The organism is Acinetobacter sp. WU_MDCI_Abxd143 (assembly GCF_025514195.1).
GTDB classification, from domain to species: Bacteria; Pseudomonadota; Gammaproteobacteria; order Pseudomonadales; family Moraxellaceae; genus Acinetobacter; species Acinetobacter pittii_H.
Window position 1 is genome coordinate 164,079 of the sequence record NZ_JAHPTH010000004.1, and the last position, 17,803, is coordinate 181,881.

17 protein-coding genes are annotated in these 17,803 nt (G+C 39.2%); 8 read left to right on the plus strand and 9 right to left on the minus strand.

Annotated features, from left to right (window positions below; all coding sequences use genetic code 11):
• Positions 1-3 precede the first annotated feature (3 nt).
• Complete coding sequence (locus KTI79_RS10765) at positions 4-375, minus strand: lysozyme inhibitor LprI family protein (RefSeq protein WP_032054336.1); 372 nt, start codon at positions 373-375, stop codon at positions 4-6.
• A 175-nt stretch (positions 376-550) separates the two neighbouring features.
• On the opposite strand from KTI79_RS10765, the gene KTI79_RS10770 reads away from it, so the two are divergent.
• On the plus strand, positions 551-958 hold the full coding sequence (locus tag KTI79_RS10770; protein ID WP_032054335.1) for a hypothetical protein: 408 nt from the start codon (positions 551-553) through the stop codon (positions 956-958).
• Positions 959-1,011: 53 nt separating this feature from the next.
• On the opposite strand, the gene leuB is transcribed toward KTI79_RS10770, so the two are convergent.
• The 4 genes from leuB to leuC form a co-directional block, all read right to left on the minus strand.
• Positions 1,012-2,091: a 3-isopropylmalate dehydrogenase gene (gene leuB / locus KTI79_RS10775; RefSeq protein ID WP_032054334.1), complete on the minus strand. Its 1,080-nt coding sequence runs from the start codon at positions 2,089-2,091 to the stop codon at positions 1,012-1,014.
• Positions 2,092-2,129: 38 nt separating this feature from the next.
• Positions 2,130-2,714 carry a hypothetical protein gene (locus tag KTI79_RS10780; RefSeq protein ID WP_032054333.1) on the minus strand — a complete coding sequence of 195 codons (585 nt, stop codon included), beginning with the start codon at positions 2,712-2,714 and terminating at the stop codon, positions 2,130-2,132.
• Between the two features lie 112 nt (positions 2,715-2,826).
• A complete protein-coding gene (gene leuD / locus KTI79_RS10785) occupies positions 2,827-3,474 on the minus strand; it encodes a 3-isopropylmalate dehydratase small subunit (protein ID WP_032054332.1) in 648 nt (215 codons plus the stop codon).
• An 18-nt stretch (positions 3,475-3,492) separates the two neighbouring features.
• The gene (gene leuC / locus KTI79_RS10790) at positions 3,493-4,911 is read right to left on the minus strand and encodes a 3-isopropylmalate dehydratase large subunit (protein ID WP_032054331.1); all 1,419 of its coding nucleotides are present in this window, start codon (positions 4,909-4,911) and stop codon (positions 3,493-3,495) included.
• Between the two features lie 237 nt (positions 4,912-5,148).
• On the opposite strand from leuC, the gene KTI79_RS10795 reads away from it, so the two are divergent.
• Positions 5,149-5,403: a DUF2061 domain-containing protein gene (locus KTI79_RS10795; protein WP_171073832.1), complete on the plus strand. Its 255-nt coding sequence runs from the start codon at positions 5,149-5,151 to the stop codon at positions 5,401-5,403.
• 115 nt (positions 5,404-5,518) lie between these two features.
• On the plus strand, positions 5,519-6,379 hold the full coding sequence (locus KTI79_RS10800; protein WP_032054329.1) for a LysR family transcriptional regulator: 861 nt from the start codon (positions 5,519-5,521) through the stop codon (positions 6,377-6,379).
• 4 nt (positions 6,380-6,383) lie between these two features.
• Here the strand turns inward: KTI79_RS10800 and KTI79_RS10805 are convergent, their stop codons facing one another.
• Positions 6,384-7,034: an HAD family hydrolase gene (locus tag KTI79_RS10805; RefSeq protein ID WP_032054328.1), complete on the minus strand. Its 651-nt coding sequence runs from the start codon at positions 7,032-7,034 to the stop codon at positions 6,384-6,386.
• 182 nt (positions 7,035-7,216) lie between these two features.
• Here KTI79_RS10805 and KTI79_RS10810 point away from each other — a divergent pair, with 182 nt between their 5' ends.
• The 3 genes from KTI79_RS10810 (at position 7,217) to katG (ending at position 12,763) form a co-directional block, all read left to right on the plus strand.
• Positions 7,217-7,702, plus strand: coding sequence for an RNA pyrophosphohydrolase (locus KTI79_RS10810; protein ID WP_000567255.1), 486 nt, complete (start codon positions 7,217-7,219; stop codon positions 7,700-7,702).
• Positions 7,703-7,787: 85 nt separating this feature from the next.
• Positions 7,788-10,082 carry a phosphoenolpyruvate--protein phosphotransferase gene (ptsP, locus tag KTI79_RS10815; RefSeq protein WP_005066019.1) on the plus strand — a complete coding sequence of 765 codons (2,295 nt, stop codon included), beginning with the start codon at positions 7,788-7,790 and terminating at the stop codon, positions 10,080-10,082.
• Between the two features lie 524 nt (positions 10,083-10,606).
• A complete protein-coding gene (gene katG / locus KTI79_RS10820) occupies positions 10,607-12,763 on the plus strand; it encodes a catalase/peroxidase HPI (protein WP_086376321.1) in 2,157 nt (718 codons plus the stop codon).
• Positions 12,764-12,828: 65 nt separating this feature from the next.
• Here the strand turns inward: katG and KTI79_RS10825 are convergent, their stop codons facing one another.
• Positions 12,829-13,881 carry an MBL fold metallo-hydrolase gene (locus tag KTI79_RS10825; RefSeq protein ID WP_032054326.1) on the minus strand — a complete coding sequence of 351 codons (1,053 nt, stop codon included), beginning with the start codon at positions 13,879-13,881 and terminating at the stop codon, positions 12,829-12,831.
• 654 nt (positions 13,882-14,535) lie between these two features.
• Here KTI79_RS10825 and hcaR point away from each other — a divergent pair.
• Positions 14,536-15,441, plus strand: a complete 906-nt coding sequence (gene hcaR, locus KTI79_RS10830) for a DNA-binding transcriptional regulator HcaR (RefSeq protein WP_032054325.1) — start codon at positions 14,536-14,538, stop codon at positions 15,439-15,441.
• Positions 15,442-15,698: 257 nt separating this feature from the next.
• The gene (locus tag KTI79_RS10835; protein ID WP_016142312.1) at positions 15,699-16,376 is read left to right on the plus strand and encodes a DUF1345 domain-containing protein; all 678 of its coding nucleotides are present in this window, start codon (positions 15,699-15,701) and stop codon (positions 16,374-16,376) included.
• 59 nt (positions 16,377-16,435) lie between these two features.
• On the opposite strand, the gene KTI79_RS10840 is transcribed toward KTI79_RS10835, so the two are convergent.
• On the minus strand, positions 16,436-17,041 hold the full coding sequence (locus KTI79_RS10840; RefSeq protein WP_032054324.1) for a glutathione S-transferase family protein: 606 nt from the start codon (positions 17,039-17,041) through the stop codon (positions 16,436-16,438).
• Between the two features lie 49 nt (positions 17,042-17,090).
• Complete coding sequence (locus tag KTI79_RS10845; RefSeq protein ID WP_032054323.1) at positions 17,091-17,786, minus strand: helix-turn-helix transcriptional regulator; 696 nt, start codon at positions 17,784-17,786, stop codon at positions 17,091-17,093.
• Positions 17,787-17,803: the final 17 nt, after the last annotated feature.

A 17,803-nucleotide genomic window follows, 5' to 3' on the forward strand; every position in this document is an offset into this window, starting at 1 on the left:
CATTTATTCATTTAAGCGACTGGTTTTACATCCCACCGTTTGGCATTCACGCAATCTTTCTTGTAGCCAATGGTTTCTTTCTTGCGTTGTCTGTAAACGACATTGCACGTCTACACTATTTCTATTTGAATCTGTACACTCGGCGTCACGTTGACGTATCCACGCGAGCTGAGACTTCTTAAGAATATTTTTCTGCGTGGTGTTTAACTTTACTCGCAGTGCTTGATAATTCTTATTCAGATCAGCATCAGCACTCGCATAAATTTTATTTGTACAGTAAATATCATCGTAAGTATTGCGGGCACTATCACAGTTATCTGCATAGACCGCAGTCATTCCAAAGCTGCATAAAAAAGCAAAAACTATTTTTCCCATACTTTTCTTCCTTAAGTTTTCTACGAAATTATTATTAAAGTGATTCGAATGTAATTGATAAATTGAAAGACAAATTTACCTTCCATTTATCATAATCCTCCTTTTTTACTTTACAAGCTTGCAAATACAACCTATTGTTCTTTAATAATAAATATAATTTTATATAGTGAGAAAAATGAACATATATACCCGATGCCAAATTGGCTTATTGTCTTTCATAATGATTTATCTTAACGGTTGTGCTAGCCACCTATACCAATCTGTAGATTTACAGGAATATTTAAAGGGCTTTCTAGGCAAATCATCGGCTAGCATTCAACAAGATATCAATTTACGTAGTCTTGGTTTTCAAGTCGCCAACACTCCACAAAAAACATCCAACCAGCTCATCTATACGATTTTGCGTCCGTTAAGCATCCCAATCCCGATGGTGAGTAATGTCGATATGAGAGGTGGTTCTGTTCCCATACAATCAGGTAATTTGAGTGGCAATTCTTATGATTTGAATTTCAACTGCAAAGTTATTTTTCAGCTTAAAAATGATATTGCCGAGTCAATTCAATATGAAGGTAAAGCCTGCTAAAACATAGGCACAAAAAAAACGCAGCGTTGAGCTGCGTTTTTTATAACAAGCTTTTAAGCAAGAGCAGCGACAACTGCCTCACCCATCTCAGCTGTACCTACTTTTGTCATACCTTCAGACATAATATCTGCTGTACGCAAGCCTTGATCAAGTACTTGACCTACCGCATCTTCAATTGCTTTTGCAGCAGCTTCTTCACGGAAGGTATAACGAAGCATCATTGCAACAGAAAGAATAGTTGCTAATGGGTTCGCCAAATTTTGACCCGCGATATCAGGTGCAGAACCATGGCAAGGCTCATACATACCTTTGCCATTTTCATCTAATGATGCAGATGGCAACATACCGATTGAACCTGTAAGCATTGCTGCTTCATCAGATAAGATATCGCCAAATAAGTTACCCGTTACGATCACGTCAAACTGTTTAGGCGCACGCACAAGTTGCATTGCAGCATTATCAACATACATATGTGAAAGCTGAATGTTTGAATAATTTGCTTGCTGTAAATCTGTGACCGTTTGCTTCCAAAGCTCTGTTACTTCTAAAACGTTAGCTTTATCTACAGAACAAACCTTTCCACCACGTAGACCTGCAAGTTCAAAAGCTACTTTTGCAATACGCTTAATTTCGCTTTCAGAGTAAACATCGGTGTTATAGCCTTGCTTTTCACCGTTTTCGAGTTCACGGATACCACGTGGCTGACCGAAATAGATCCCACCAGTCAATTCACGAACAATTAAAATATCTAAGCCCGCAACAATTTCAGGTTTTAAGCTAGAAGCATCTGCTAATTGTGGATAAAGAATGGCTGGGCGTAAGTTAGCAAACAAGTTAAGTTCACTACGAATTTTTAACAGACCACGTTCAGGACGAATAGAGCGCTCAATGGTGTCCCATTTTGGTCCGCCTACCGCACCTAATAAAATTGCATCAGCTTTTTTTGCTTGTTCACTTGTTACTGCTGGGTACGGTTCACCATGCGCATCAATTGCAGCGCCGCCTAATAAGCCATGCTCCCAAGTTAACGATAAATTAAATTTTTCATTTACTGTATTTAATACTTTTTCTGCTGCCCCAACAATTTCAGGACCAATACCATCACCAGCTAAAATTAAAATCTGTTTAGACATGAACTTTTTCCATTTTCCAAAAACAAGCAGCGTTACAACTACCGTGGTGTTAGTTTTTTCTGTTCGAGGAATTCACCTAGCCCTGTTGTAACATCAAATGGTCGACAAAAACGGCGAACTACATGCCCATCTTGTTCTAAGTCAACACATAATGGATCTGGTACAGAAACATTCAGCAAACTACCCGAACGGTTAGTTTTGTCTCGGTACATTTTAAATGTATAGCGATGGTTGGCATTAAATTGGTGAATAACATGAATTGTCTCAGCCCGATCTGGAGAAATCGGATAGAAACGGATCACCACTTCATATTGTTTAGCAGGCACAGATAAATATAAGCTGTTAGTTTGGCTAAGCACTGAACCTTGTAATCTCACAATTCCTTGATGAATTGCTTGATTACTAATTCTTCGTGTTTGCGCATCTACTACAGTAATATCATTTAGTCGTTCAAATTCACAACTCTTCGCGCCCGAACAATATATTGCTGCATTCTGCCCCAAATTTTCTTGTTCAGCCTGCTTAATACGGACAGTATCCACTACATTGTAAGTGCTTTGACAAGCACTGAGTGTTATTGCGCACAGGCTCAACAAAAAGCTATGAGTAACGTTCCTCTTCATTGTTCAAGCCCAATCCTCATCTAGTGCATAATTCTAAGGTGTTTTTATGCTTTAGCATGTTAGCAAGAGTTTGAACGCTACGCCATGGCTATGTTTAAAATGTACCAAAAGGTTAATTTAAATCTTGGAATACCCAAGGACGAACTTGTTTAGTTTTTTCTTCATACGCGCGAATTGCATCCGCATTTTGAAGCGTTAAACCAATATCATCCAAACCATTTAACAAGCAGTGCTTACGAAATGGATCAACTTCAAATTTAAAAGCTTCACCTGTTGGCGTACGAACTTCTTGAGCTGCTAAATCAATTATTAATTGATATCCTTCATTGGCAGCGCATTCTTTAAATAACTGCTCAACTGTTTCTTCAGGCAAAATGACAGGTAACATGCCATTTTTGAAACAGTTATTAAAGAAAATATCAGCAAAGCTTGGTGCAATAACAGTACGGAATCCATATTCATTTAATGCCCAAGGCGCATGCTCACGGCTTGAACCACAACCAAAATTAGTACGAGTAATTAAAACGGTTGCACCTTGATAGCGAGGCTGATTTAAAACGAAATCCGGATTTTTTGGACGTACTGAATTGTCTTGTCCAGGATAACCTTCGTCTAAATAACGAAGTTCATCAAATAAGTTGTCGCCAAAACCTGTACGTTTAATCGACTTTAAAAACTGTTTTGGAATAATTAAATCTGTATCAACATTGGCACGATCTAATGGTGCAACGATACCTTGTTCAACTGTATAAGCTTTCATGGTTTGCTCCAGACCGAATTAAAATGAACGAACATCAACGAAGTGACCTGCGATTGCAGCCGCTGCCGCCATTGCAGGGCTCACCAAGTGAGTACGACCACCATTGCCTTGACGGCCTTCAAAGTTACGATTAGAGGTTGATGCACAGTGTTCACCCGGTTGTAACTTATCGGCATTCATTGCTAAACACATTGAACAACCCGGTTCACGCCATTCAAAACCAGCTTCCAAGAAGATTTTATCTAAGCCTTCTTTTTCCGCCTGTTGTTTAACTAAACCTGAACCCGGAACAATCATGGCTTGCTTAATGCTAGAGGCTACTTTACGGCCTTTAACCACCTCAGCCGCAGCACGAATATCTTCAATACGAGAGTTAGTGCAAGAACCAATAAATACACGGTCAAGTTGAATATCAGCTAATGCCTGACCTGCATTTAAACCCATATATTGATAAGCACGCGTCCAGTCATTACGCTGAACATCATCTTTCGCTTGTTCTAAAGTTGGTACAGCTTCAGTAACTGGAATAACCATTTCTGGTGAAGTTCCCCAAGATACTTGTGGCTCGATCTCTGCGCCATTTAACTCAACGACTGCATCAAATACCGCATCTTCATCTGAATGCAAAGTGTCCCAGTAAGCAACTGCTTGTTCCCATTGCTCGCCTTTTGGTGCGTAGCTACGGCCTTTCACATATTCAATGGTTTTGTCATCAACAGCAACCATACCAACACGAGCACCCGCTTCAATCGCCATGTTACATACCGTCATACGTCCTTCAATCGACATATCACGGAAAACTTGGCCACCGAATTCAATTGCATAGCCCGTACCGCCAGCGGTACCAATTTTACCGATAATCGCCAACACCACATCTTTTGGTGTTACACCCTTGCCCAATACGCCATCTACACGCACTAACATATTTTTAGATTTTTTCTGGATCAAACATTGTGTTGCTAACACATGTTCAACTTCAGATGTTCCAATACCATGCGCCAAGCAACCGAATGCACCGTGAGTCGCTGTATGTGAATCACCACATACGACTGTCATGCCCGGCAAAGTTAAGCCCTGTTCAGGTCCAACCACATGCACAATACCTTGACGGATATCATTAATACTAAATTCAACAATATTAAAGGCTTTACAGTTGTCATCTAAGGTTTGAACTTGAATACGAGATGTATCATCTTCAATACCGGCGATGCCTTGGTCACGTTCCTTTTTAGATGTTGGAACGTTGTGGTCCGGTGTAGCAACGTTTGCACTTAAACGCCATGGTTGACGATCCGCAAGTTGCAAACCTTCAAATGCTTGTGGACTTGTCACTTCATGCAATAAATGACGGTCAATGTATAGTAAACATGAGCCATCATCACGCTGTGAAACAACGTGGTCATCCCACAATTTGTCATATAAAGTTTTGCCTGCCATGTCGTCTTGCTCCATTGGACTGGGTAATTCTGATCTTTATTCGATTATAGCCAGAGTTTCACATAAATCTAATTTATCATTTTTATAAATTAGAAAACTTTTTGGAATAAATCATAATTTCTATAAGGTGCATCAAATTTAATAAATCGTTTTTGTTAATGATTATCATTTGCATAATCAATTTTTAATCTTATACTCTAATGCCTATACTAAAAATATCTAAAGTGGCTAAAGAGAATGATCATGGCTAATATTCAAAAATTCGTTATAAATAATCAACGTACCTTAAAGAAAACCTTAAGCTATTACATTATGCATATTAGTGTAGCGATGCTCGTCGCATACTTTGTAACAGGTAATATCTGGATGGCTTTAACATTAAGTATGCTTGAACCAACCGTACAAGCTTTTGCTTTTTTCTTCCATGAAAAAGTATGGGCTGCTAAAGATCGCCGCGTAGCGGCCTTAGCTGAAAAAGAAACAGCGGCTTAGGCTAAGATTAGTGCGGTAATTCACAACTTTCTCACTCGATTCGCTGCAAGCATGATACGATTTTGGCTTGGCAACTTTAGCCTCTCGATTTTTCTATTCCAAGTTGAGTTGTATTATGAATCTTGCAGCCTTTGAAGCTTTTGTAAAAGTTATGGAAACAGGGTCTATCTCTGTGGCAGCAGATCAGCTATTTATTACTCAACCTGCTGTTACCAAACGGATTCATAGCTTAGAAGAATATTTTGGTGTAAAACTCTTTGAGTCCGCAGGCCGAGGTGTTCAAGCAACCCATGCTGCACATTCATTATTACCTAAAGTTAAAAACTGGCTAAATGAGCTGGGTGATATTCACCATACGCTTAGCCATGAACAAACTCAGGTGCAAGGCCGCTTAAAAGTCGGTACGAGTCATCATATTGGTTTGCACCATTTACCTGCACCACTTAGACACTTTGTTCAGCAATTTCCTCAAGTCACCTTAGATGTTCATTTTGTTGATTCAGAGCAAGCGCATGAACAAGTATTGGCTGGTGATTTAGAGCTAGCCTTTTTAACGCTTCCACCTTCAGGTGATGAGCGTCTTAACTATATTACAATCTGGAATGATCCTTTAGTTTTTGTTGCTGCCCCTTTTCATCCACTAGCACAAAAAAAGAATCTCACCTTACAAGATCTCATTGAATATCCAAGCTTATTACCCGCTGCACAAACTTATACTGCTCAAATCACTTTGGCTGAGTTTGAAAAACAAGGGCTCAAACCAAAAATTACCATGAGCAATAACCCTCTTGAGTCTATTCGCATGTTGGTGTCGATTGGTTTAGGTTGGTCAGTTTTACCAAAAACTTTGCTGAATCAAGATATGCAGCAGCTTGATTTAAATGTTGAGATGAATCGTCAATTAGGAATGGTATGGCATCCTGCACGCACTCAATCTAGAGCCATGCAGGAACTAATTAAAATGATGCAGGAGTAGTCAATTAAATCGACCAGTCCTGAATTTCCCATTTATGTTCTTGAGCCAGTTTTTCAAGGCGATCATCAGGATTTACTGCAATTGCATGCGTTGCATATTCAAGTAAAAAACGGTCATTAATTGAATCGGAATACGCCCAAGATTCAGACACGTTACGACCTTCCAACCACGCATCTAGACGTGCAAGTTTGCCCTTTTGGTAACATGCTAAACCAGCAACTTTACCTGTATATTTTCCGTCAGCCACTTCAGCATTGGTGGCTAAAATTTCAGTAATCCCAAATTCACGGAAAATCGGCGCAGTAATAAAATCACTTGTTGCCGTAATACCCACAATAGTATGGCCTAAATCTTGATGTTTTTTGATTGCATCAAAACCTTTTGGACGCATTTGCGGACGAATCACTTTTTGCATGAACAATTGGTGAAGCTCAGTTAAGTAGTCATTGTCATGCTGCGTTAAAAATCCAAAAACAAATTCATTATAAGCATACGGATCAAGTTGGCCTGCTTTGTAATCTTCATAAAATTTATCATTCATCTGACGATGATGAACCGGATCAACCAAACCTTCATTGACTAAAAATTCACCCCAAGAATGGTCTGAATCGGTATTTAACAAGGTATGGTCTAAATCAAACAACGCCAGTTTCATGAAAATTCTCGTTTAAACTGAAATTTAAGAAAAAAAATGTAAATCTATCTCCGCTAGTCGATAGAAATTCGTTAAGATCGTAGCAATTTAAACATTTTACTTTGATCTTTTCGAGCTGGACATAAAAAAGTATTTGTCCCCGCGATTAAAGTCAACGATATAGACAATATTTAGGTAGCCAAATGATCGACTCAGAAGGTTTCCGACCGAATGTCGGGATCATTTTGGCAAACGATGATGGACAGGTTTTATGGGCAAAGCGCATTGGTCACAATGCTTGGCAATTTCCACAAGGAGGCATCCAGTTTGGAGAAACCCCTGAACAGGCACTTTTTCGAGAACTGAGAGAAGAAATCGGCTTATTGCCCGAACATGTCCAGATTATTGCGCAAACCAAAGGATGGCTGCGTTATCGTTTGCCACATCGGTACATTCGGTCAGACTCTGACCCCGTATGTATCGGACAGAAACAAAAATGGTTTTTACTGAAGTTAACTGCGCCTGCAAAAAATATTCAGTTAAACCTCTCCGACCCGCCCGAATTCGATGAATGGCAGTGGGTTAGCTATTGGTATCCTCTTGGCCAAGTGGTGAACTTCAAGCGTGATGTTTATCGTAAAGCCATGGTGGAGTTGTGTACACAGTTGCCGATGCAACAATTACCCTAAAAATCATTTATCTAGCAAATGATTTTTATTAAAAGTGCTGTTATAAATACATTCATAGTCTAAAAAAATACTGGAGTATACATCCATGTCAAACATGCAACTCGACACTCTACGGCGCATTGTCCAAGAGGTTAATGCGTCCGTCAGTTTGCATGAATCGTTAGACATCATGGTCAATCAGGTTGCTGAGGCCATGAAAGTGGATGTTTGCTCCATTTATTTACTCGATGAACGTAACCAGCGCTATGTATTAATGGCCTCTAAAGGCTTAAATCCAGAATCTGTAGGCCACGTATCTTTGCAACTCGGTGAAGGCTTGGTTGGTCTGGTTGGGCAGCGTGAAGAAATTGTTAACCTTGACAATGCACCAAAACATGAACGGTTCTTGTATCTACCAGAAACAGGCGAAGAAATTTATAACTCTTTCCTCGGCGTACCTGTCATGTACCGTCGTAAGGTTATGGGTGTTTTGGTTGTCCAAAACAAACTTCCTCAAGATTTTAGTGAAGCTGCCGAGTCTTTTTTAGTTACGCTTTGTGCCCAGCTTTCTGGCGTGATTGCTCATGCTCATGCAGTGGGTAATATTGACGTATTTCGTAAGCCGAGTAATGGACCTGCCTACAAAACCTTTCAAGGCGCTTCAGGTGCAGGCGGTGTTGCTTTAGGTCGCGCTATTATTTTATATCCGCCTGCCGATTTGGGTTCTGTGCCTGATCGTGAAGCAGAAGATATTAGCGATGAACTTCGAATTTTAGATCAAGCCATTTCATCAGTTCGTTCAGAGATTCGTTCTCTGGATGAAAAAATGCATGATTCACTCATGGCCGAAGAGCGCGCTTTATTTAGTGTTTTCTTAAGAATGCTCGATGAAAATGCATTACCTGCAGAAATTAAAGAACTGATTCGTGATGGACATTGGGCACAAGGTGCAGTACGTCGTGTCATTGAAAAACACACTGCCCTTTTTGCACAAATGGAAGATGACTATCTTCGTGAGCGAGTGTCCGACCTTAAAGATTTAGGGCGACGTATTTTAGCCTCTTTGCAAGAAGAAGACTCTAGCCATCGTGACCTGAGTCCAGACAGTATTTTAATTGGTGAAGAGATTAGTACTGCGGCACTTGTAGAGTTGCCGGTAGACAATATCGCAGCGATTGTGACATCAGAAGGTGCAGCCAACTCACATATGGTGATTGTTGCTCGTGCATTAGGTATTCCGACCGTAGTTGGTGTAACTGAACTACCAGTGAACACACTTGATGATGCAGAAATGATTGTGGATGCCTATCAAGGCCGTGTTTTTGTAAACCCTCCACGTCGTTTACGCCAACGTTATAAGGAAATTCAAAAAGAAGATGAGCAAATCGCAAAAGATCTCAAACAATACGAGACCAAAGAAGCGATTACTCCAGATGGTGTGTCTGTTCAGCTTTATGTAAACACTGGCCTCATGATTGATGTTGTACGTGGTGTACAACGCGGTGCTCAAGGTGTAGGTTTATACCGAAGTGAAATTCCCTTCATGTTACGGGAACGTTTCCCGGGTGAAGAAGAACAACGTGCAATCTACCGTCAACAGTTGAGCCACTTTGCCAACAAACCTGTGGTGATGCGAACTCTCGATATTGGTGCAGATAAAGACCTACCGTATTTCAGTATTGAAGAAGAAAACTCGGCTTTAGGCTGGCGTGGTATTCGTTTCACGCTTGATCATCCCGAGATTTTTTCTTCACAAATTCGCGCTATGCTCAAAGCCAGCATTGGTTTAAATAATTTGCATATTTTATTGCCTATGGTCACTACAGTCAGTGAAGTCGAAGAAGTACTTTATTTACTTGAGCGTGACTGGATTGCAGTGCAAGAAGAAGAACAAGTTAAAATTACCAAACCAAAAATTGGGATTATGGTTGAGGTGCCGAGCGTACTGCTACAAATTGATGAGTTTGCTGAACTCGTTGATTTCTTCTCGGTCGGTTCAAATGACTTAACCCAGTATTTACTTGCAGTTGACCGTAATAATCCACATGTAGCAAACGTTTACTCACACTTTCACCCATCCATTCTACGTGCGCTAACCCGCTTAGTTAAAGAATGTCATGAATACAAAAAACCTATCAGTATTTGTGGTGAAATGGCAGGTGATCCGTTATCGGCAATTTTGCTCATGGCAATGGGCTTTAATACCCTTTCAATGAGCTCGAGTAATATTTTGCGTGTACGAAAAGCAATTTGTCATGTACCAATGACAGATGCACAAAAATTGCTGGATGATGTCATGAAAATGAATAATCCACTCATCGTGAAAAGTTGGCTTGAGTACTATTTTAAAACCCACGGTTTAGCTGATATGGTGAAATCGAATCGAATCGTAAATGTTTAATATATAAACAATAAAGGAGAGCAATGCTCTTCTTTATTATTTTGAGATCGCTTCTACTACAATTAAATATAAAAATTTCATCTCACTATTGCGCTCATCTTAATCTTTTAAATAAATATTTAATCGGTTTTTTAAATCAATATTGACAGTTTAATCCATTTGAAAAATAAGACTCCTACTCCTAGTATATTTACAGAGCGTTATTAAAAGATCCTACGTTGTTCCAACAATTGAAGAGGTAATTCTATGCATCGTTATTTACAAGTTTCATCTTATTTTTCCTCTTGTTTTTTAACCTTCATGCAGTAAATTGGAGGAATAACAACTAAACGAATCTGATGCATTATTAAATAAAAATAATGGGCTGACATCTTAGTGAAAAGACTTTTCAAACAATTTCTCTCACCATTTGTTCACTCATTTCTTTATTTGATAAACATGAGTTTTAAACCAGAAGTCCAGGAAAATGAGCCCTAACATTTTTACGAAGAGCTCAATAATTATTACCCAGAGAGAATATAACCATGTCAGACGAATCAAAATGTCCTTTTTCAGGCCATAAATCAAAACCAGAGATAACGGTCGGTGGTGGCACGCCTAGTTTACACTGGTGGCCAAAACAACTACGCGTTGATTTACTGAATCAACATTCAGAACGCTCTAATCCACTCAGTAAAGATTTTGATTATCGTAAAGAATTTAAAAAAATCGACTATTATGCACTCAAAGCTGATATCAAAAATGTGTTAACCGATTCTCAAGATTGGTGGCCAGCCGATTGGGGAAATTATACAGGCTTATTTATCCGTTTAGCATGGCATGCTGCCGGCACCTATCGTATGGGTGATGGTCGTGGTGGTGCTGGCCGTGGTCAACAACGCTTTGCACCTTTAAATAGTTGGCCTGACAATGCAAGCCTAGATAAAGCACGCCGCTTACTTTGGCCTGTTAAACAAAAATACGGTCAAAAAATATCATGGGCAGATTTATTTATTCTTGCTGGAAACATCGCACTTGAGTCTTCAGGCTTCCGTACCTTCGGTTTTGGTGCAGGCCGTGAAGATGTTTGGGAACCAGACAACGACGTAAACTGGGGCGATGAAAAAGAATGGTTAGCTCATCGTAATTCAGAAGCTTTAGAAGGCAGCAATCTAGCTGCAACCGAAATGGGTCTAATTTATGTAAACCCTGAAGGTCCGCAAGCCAGCGGTGATCCAAAATCGGCTGCGCCATTTATTCGCGCGACTTTCGGCAATATGGCAATGGACGATGAAGAAATTGTTGCCTTAATTGCAGGCGGTCATACCTTAGGTAAAACCCATGGTGCTGGCTCTGCTGACCACGTTCAAGCTGATCCTGAAGGTGCTTCAATTGAACAAATGGGCTTTGGCTGGTCAAACAGTTTTGGTACTGGTGTTGGTAAAGATGCAATCACATCAGGTTTAGAAGTCATTTGGTCACAAACGCCAACCCAATGGAGCAACTACTTCTTTGAAAACCTATTCAAATACGAGTGGGTACAAGAGCGCTCACCTGCTGGTGCAATTCAATGGGTAGCAGCAGATGCTGAGGCGATCATTCCAGATCCATTCGACCCATCGGTTAAACGTAAGCCAACAATGCTTACTACAGATTTGACCTTACGTTTTGATCCTGAGTTTGAAAAAATCTCTCGTCGTTTCCTTAACGATCCACAAGCCTTTGCCAATGCCTTTGCCCGTGCATGGTTCAAATTAACTCACCGTGATATGGGACCAAAAGCACGTTATTTAGGTCCTGAAGTTCCGGCTGAAGATTTAATTTGGCAAGATCCATTACCTGCTGCTAGCCTTATTCCATCTTCTGCTAGTATTGATGAGGCAAAAGCAAAAATCGTTGCACTAGGGCTATCTGCTGGTGAGTTGGTTTCTCTTGGCTGGGCCTCAGCGTCAACTTTCCGTGGTGGAGACAAGCGTGGCGGTGCAAATGGCGCACGTATTGCGTTATCGCCACAACGCGAATGGGAAGTAAACAAAAAAGCTGTTGAGACTTTAACTAAAATTGAAGAACTCAAAGCCTCAACTCAACTGTCATTAGCTGACTTAATTGTGCTTGCAGGTAACGTTGGCGTAGAGCAAGCTGCTCAAGCGGCAGGTTTCAATATTACCGTTCCATTTGCAGCAGGTCGTGTTGATGCATTACAAAGTCAAACTGATGTCGAATCTTTCCAATTACTTCTCGGCCTTGCTGATGGTTTTAGAAACTGGAAAAAAGACGGCGTCGGCGCATCAACTGAGGCATTATTAATTGATAAAGCACAAAAACTGACTTTGACTGCACCAGAATTAACTGCATTGGTTGGTGGGTTACGTGTACTGGGCACTAACTGGGATGGTTCACAACACGGTGTATTCACCCAGCAAGTTGGTGTACTCAGCACAGACTTCTTTACGAACTTACTCGACATGTCTACTGTATGGGCACCTGTTGATTCAACAAACGAAGTATTTGAAGGCAAAGACCGTAAAACAGGCGCATTAAAATTTACTGCAACACGTAATGATTTAGTCTTCGGTTCAAACTCAATCTTACGTGCATTAGCCGAAGTTTATGCTCAAGCAGACGGTAAAGAAAAATTTGTTCAAGACTTTGTTGCTGCATGGACCAAAGTTATGAATCTTGACCGTTTTGACTTAGCATAATTTTGTCAAAATAATAAAAAGCCAGTTCGAATTGAACTGGCTTTTTTAATATCAAGTATTTAGTTTTAGACAGTCAGTTTATGTCCTTCTCGAATGCAATAAAAAGGATTAGCAAGCTTTGAAGAGGCCTTAATTGCTTGACCTAGTGCATGCTCTGGATCTTCTCTGTCCTCATCAGTCAACTGGAAAGTCCGATAATGAATCGCAAGAGAACGATGAGCTTGTAAATCGAAATGTGCATGTAGTGCATCTTGTGGATTCATATGTACATAGCTCATCAGTTCACGAGGCTCATATGCACCTATTGGAAGTAAGGCCACTCGCGGCGCACCGTAACGAGCATGAATTTGCTTAAAGTGCCCCGCATAACCGGTATCACCCGCAAAGAAACAATGACCTGTTTTAGCCACAACCGAAAAGCCTCCCCAGAGTGCTTTATTCTGGTCACGTAAACCACGACCTGAACCATGCTGTGCAGGTGTATAGATTATTCTTAATTCGTGATAGGGAATTTCTTGCCACCAATCCATTTCAATCACATGGAACTCTTTAGGTAGATAAAACCCATTCCCGAGTCCAGTGTAAATTGGCATTTCGAATTTTTTGTGTAGCCATTCAAGCGTAGCCAAATCCATATGATCATAATGATTATGGCTGAGTAGAACTCCATGAATTGTCGGTAATTGCTCTAGTGCAAAACCTGCTGGACATACACGGCGTGGTCCACGCCCATGAGAGGGGCTGGCATAGTCACACCACACTGGGTCAGTAATAAAGTTATAAGGTCCGATCTGAATCAGTACAGTTGCATGCCCAACAAACCAAACTTGCCAATCATCTAGATCTGCTTGAGGTCGATTTTGTGGCAATGCTACAGCCGTATTTATACGGGTTTCATATTCATTTTGAATATCCACTTTCCATGTAAAAGACTCACGCGTAACTAACCAACGCAATAACTCTTTTGAACCACGTGCAGGTGATTTAGGCTGTTGATTATAAAAACGTGTATCCGTTTCATGCCCAGACTCGGGATGACAAAAAGGAGGTTTTATCCATGTATGCGTCCAACAGGACTGAGTCGGCAATTGATATGTTAATGTCGGCTTGTCTTTCATGGGCTTTTCTATGTTTTAGCATCAGCAGAATGGATGTGTTCAGGTTTCTATCTTAACGATTAAAAGAAATTAAGCTATGGCACTTACACTTATTTATCATATAAATATCCTTTTTACCGTGGACACAGCCAACCTAAGTCGAATTAGAGTGCCATAAAAAACACATAGATGTGTTGGGTTTATGCGTCAGTAATTACCATTCTTATTAAGACCTATTGTATAACATAACAATTAGAGAAAACCTAAAGCCACCATAAAACCGTACTGTTTCCTCTTTATCACTTCCAATTTTTAACTTTGAATTAGTTTGCTCAACAAAAAATAATATATTTAGTAACAATTATAGTTCAGTAGATTTAGGCAGCCTACAAGTTATAAAATTATTATATTATTCTCATTTTTGCATATTATGAGAATTTCTTAAATGAATATTCAAAACATTTAAAAAATTCTTTGATTAAGTAAAGATAATGTATTTGTTGACTAATCAATAATATATTTTATGAATTATTAAAGCCTACTCCCCTATATTAAATCTTTAATGAAAATTAAAATTCCATTTATTTTATAAATACCTAAAGCACCTTCACGCTATATCTATTTATGCTTTATACTTCACTTAAATCATAGTAAGACATTTTTTGGATTAGTCTTATGGAACTACGCCATCTCCGATATTTCATTACCGTTGCTGAAGAATTAAATTTTAGTAAAGCCGCTCTTAAACTTTTTACCGCACAACCCTCCCTTAGCCAGCAAATTAAAGATTTAGAAGAAGATGTCGGTGTACGACTTTTAAACCGCACAAAACGTAAAGTTGAGTTAACCGAAGAAGGTGAAGTATTTTTAGAGCATGCTCGGCTCACCCTCGCTCAAGCCGAAAAAGCGGTTGCTATGGCACGGCAGGTTTCTAAGGCGAAACAACAACTCTTACGTATCGGTTTCGTCCCCATCGCAGAAATGAAAATTTTCCCTTATGTTCTTCCCAACCTGCGACTACAACACCCCGACCTTACTATTGAATTATCTAACTTAAACAATACCGAACAGCTTAAAGCCTTAAAAAAAGGTGAATTAGACATTACATTTACCCGTGAAAATACAGATAGTGATGAAATCCAAAGCCAATTTGTTTTAACTGAACCCTTAATTTTCTTGCTTCCTAAAAATCATCCGCTTGCTCAATACGAAAGAATTCCCGTACATGCTTTACAAGGCATTGATTTTATTATTCCCGCTGCCGAACAATCACAAACATTACATAACACGATTTTAGACTTCGCTAAAACACACAATATCGATCTCAATATTGTTCAAAAAGCAGACAGCATGCTATTCAATATTAACTCTATTGGCTCTGGATTAGGTTGTACAATTTTACCCGCTTACGTGGCACCTTTAGGAATCAAAAATACGGTCGTTCGTCCACTTGACGTTGAGTTGCCGACACTTGATTTATTTGTAAACTACCGTAAAAACTCACAATCTGTAGGCGTGCAAAAGTTTATTGATCAACTCACTAAAGTATTTCATCTCGATAAAAACTTAAATCACGCTTAATTATTAAAAATAATTTTACTATTAATAAGACCATCTTTATAAAAAAGTATAAATAAATATTCTTTCTATTTATTTTATACTTTTTATAAACAGTCTAATCTTGATTATTGTTCTATTTTACTTTTCGGGTAAAAGCACACATCTCATAATATAAAAGTGAAAGAAATAGGAATAAAATCTATATAAAACTAGATATTATTTTCACCATTCAATAAAAAACAATATATGTAATACGTAATAAAAGGAGATAAGGAAAAATGGTTGGTATATTTCAACATCTTGGACGTAGTGTACAAAACCGCCCTCATTTCTTTATTGCTTTATTGATGGGAGTGATCACAGCCAGTATTTTGACATGGTTAACTTCATGGAAATGGTCAACTATTTTATTAGTCAGTTGGAATGCTTCGGTTAGCATTTATTTACTCCATGTTTGGCAACTTATGAAAAGTGCCGATCATTCACAAATGCAACAGCAAGCCAAAAAACAAGATGAAAGCAAATGGGTCATTATGCTGATAGTTTTATTGGCCTTAACCATGTGTCTGGTTGCGATTCTAATTCAACTATCACAACTACCTTCTGACAGTTCTGCAAAGTTAGGTCATGTAGCTTTAGCTTTACTCACTATTGTTTCTGCATGGCTTTTTATGCATACTGTTTTTGCCCTACATTATGCCCATGATTTTTATATGGCTTTGTCTAGAAATGAAGAAAATGGAGGGTTAGATTTCCCGGGAACACAACACCCCACTTATCCTGATTTTCTATATTTTAGTTATATTATTGGTACTTCTGCACAAACTGCCGATGTGTCAATTACCACTAAACATATGCGCCTTTTAAACTTATTTCACGCAGTGTTGTCTTTTGGATTTAATACTACCATTTTAGCGATCTGTATTAATGTGGCTGCGGGTTTTCTTACTAACTAAAACCTTTGTTCGAACAACAAAAAAGCCACCCTTTTGGGTGACTTTTAAGAATAGTACGTTTACAACAGTTGGCCCATAGTGCTTTGTTTTAAGCCTTCACGCTGTTTAATCGTTTCAACATAACGGGTAATAGCTGGATGTGATTCAATCGTTTTCATTTTTAATTGCCATAAAAGCATAGCACCAACACTTACATCTGCTGCGGTAAATTGTTCACCACACACATACGGATTGGCTTCACTCAAACCTTGCACTAAAGCTTGATAAGCATCATTATAATCGCCATAGCCAACAAACATTTTTTGCTCAGGCGATACGTCTATTCCTAAAGCTTTATCAACACCAGCAGCTTCCCAAGGACCCGCCATCACAAACAACCAACGATAGTACAAACCGCGTTTTGGATCATCTAAAGCAGGTGCTAAGCCTTTTTCAGAGAACTTATCAGCTAAATAAGCACAGATTGCGCCTAACTCATAAATAACCACATCGCCATCTACCAATACCGGTACTTTTCCAAAAGGATTAAGTTTTAGATATTCAGGTGACTTCATTTCAGTCTTATATGCGACTTCAATTCGTTCACATTCAACACCTAACTCGACCAAAAGCCAGTCAATAACTACACCACGTGACTCTTTGTTAGTATAAAGTTTAAGGCTCATTCTTATTGCTCCTTGTTTATCGTAGTTCCTAGTTTACAAATAACTTTTGTCAGTTTTTGTCAGTAGTCCTTTGCATTTCTTGTTTCCACCATCTTTGAAACAGATGTTTTTTAAATTCAGGATATATTTCCTCACTCATTTGCAAGTCATGGATACGATCTATCCGAAAATGGCGAAATGCCTGCCGTAATTCACACCAAGCAGCAAGTACAACTTTGTCATGTAAATACCCTAAAGCAAAAGGCCAAAGTGAACGTTCACTTAACCGTTTTTGCTCATCGCAATAATCGACTTTTATTTTTACTTGTTTACGAATCGCTAAACGTACTTGTTCTACTAAAGCTTCATCAACCGGATGCCAGTAATGTGTAACGCCTAGTGTCATGTCATCGATCAAATATTTCCGGTGCTCAGGTAGAACTGCATAAAGTTTAGAATAGATTGAAACGGCTGCCGATTTCATTGCCTGATCTGGAACGTCTTTCAACCACTCTAAAGCTAAAAATAGAGCTTCGGCTTCATTCTCATTAAAAGTAACCGGTGGTAATAAGATGTCTTCTTTAAGCTGAAAACCCAAGCCTGCCGAGGCATCAATTCTTACACCTTGCTCACGTAAGCTATCAATATCTCGATAGACACTTCGAATACTAATGTTTAAGCTTTCAGCCAAGACTTGTGCTGTGATTGGGTAACGGGCTTCACGGAGCTGTTGTAAAAGATTTAATAGACGAATTGAACGGCTCATTTTTCTCTTCTTATTGT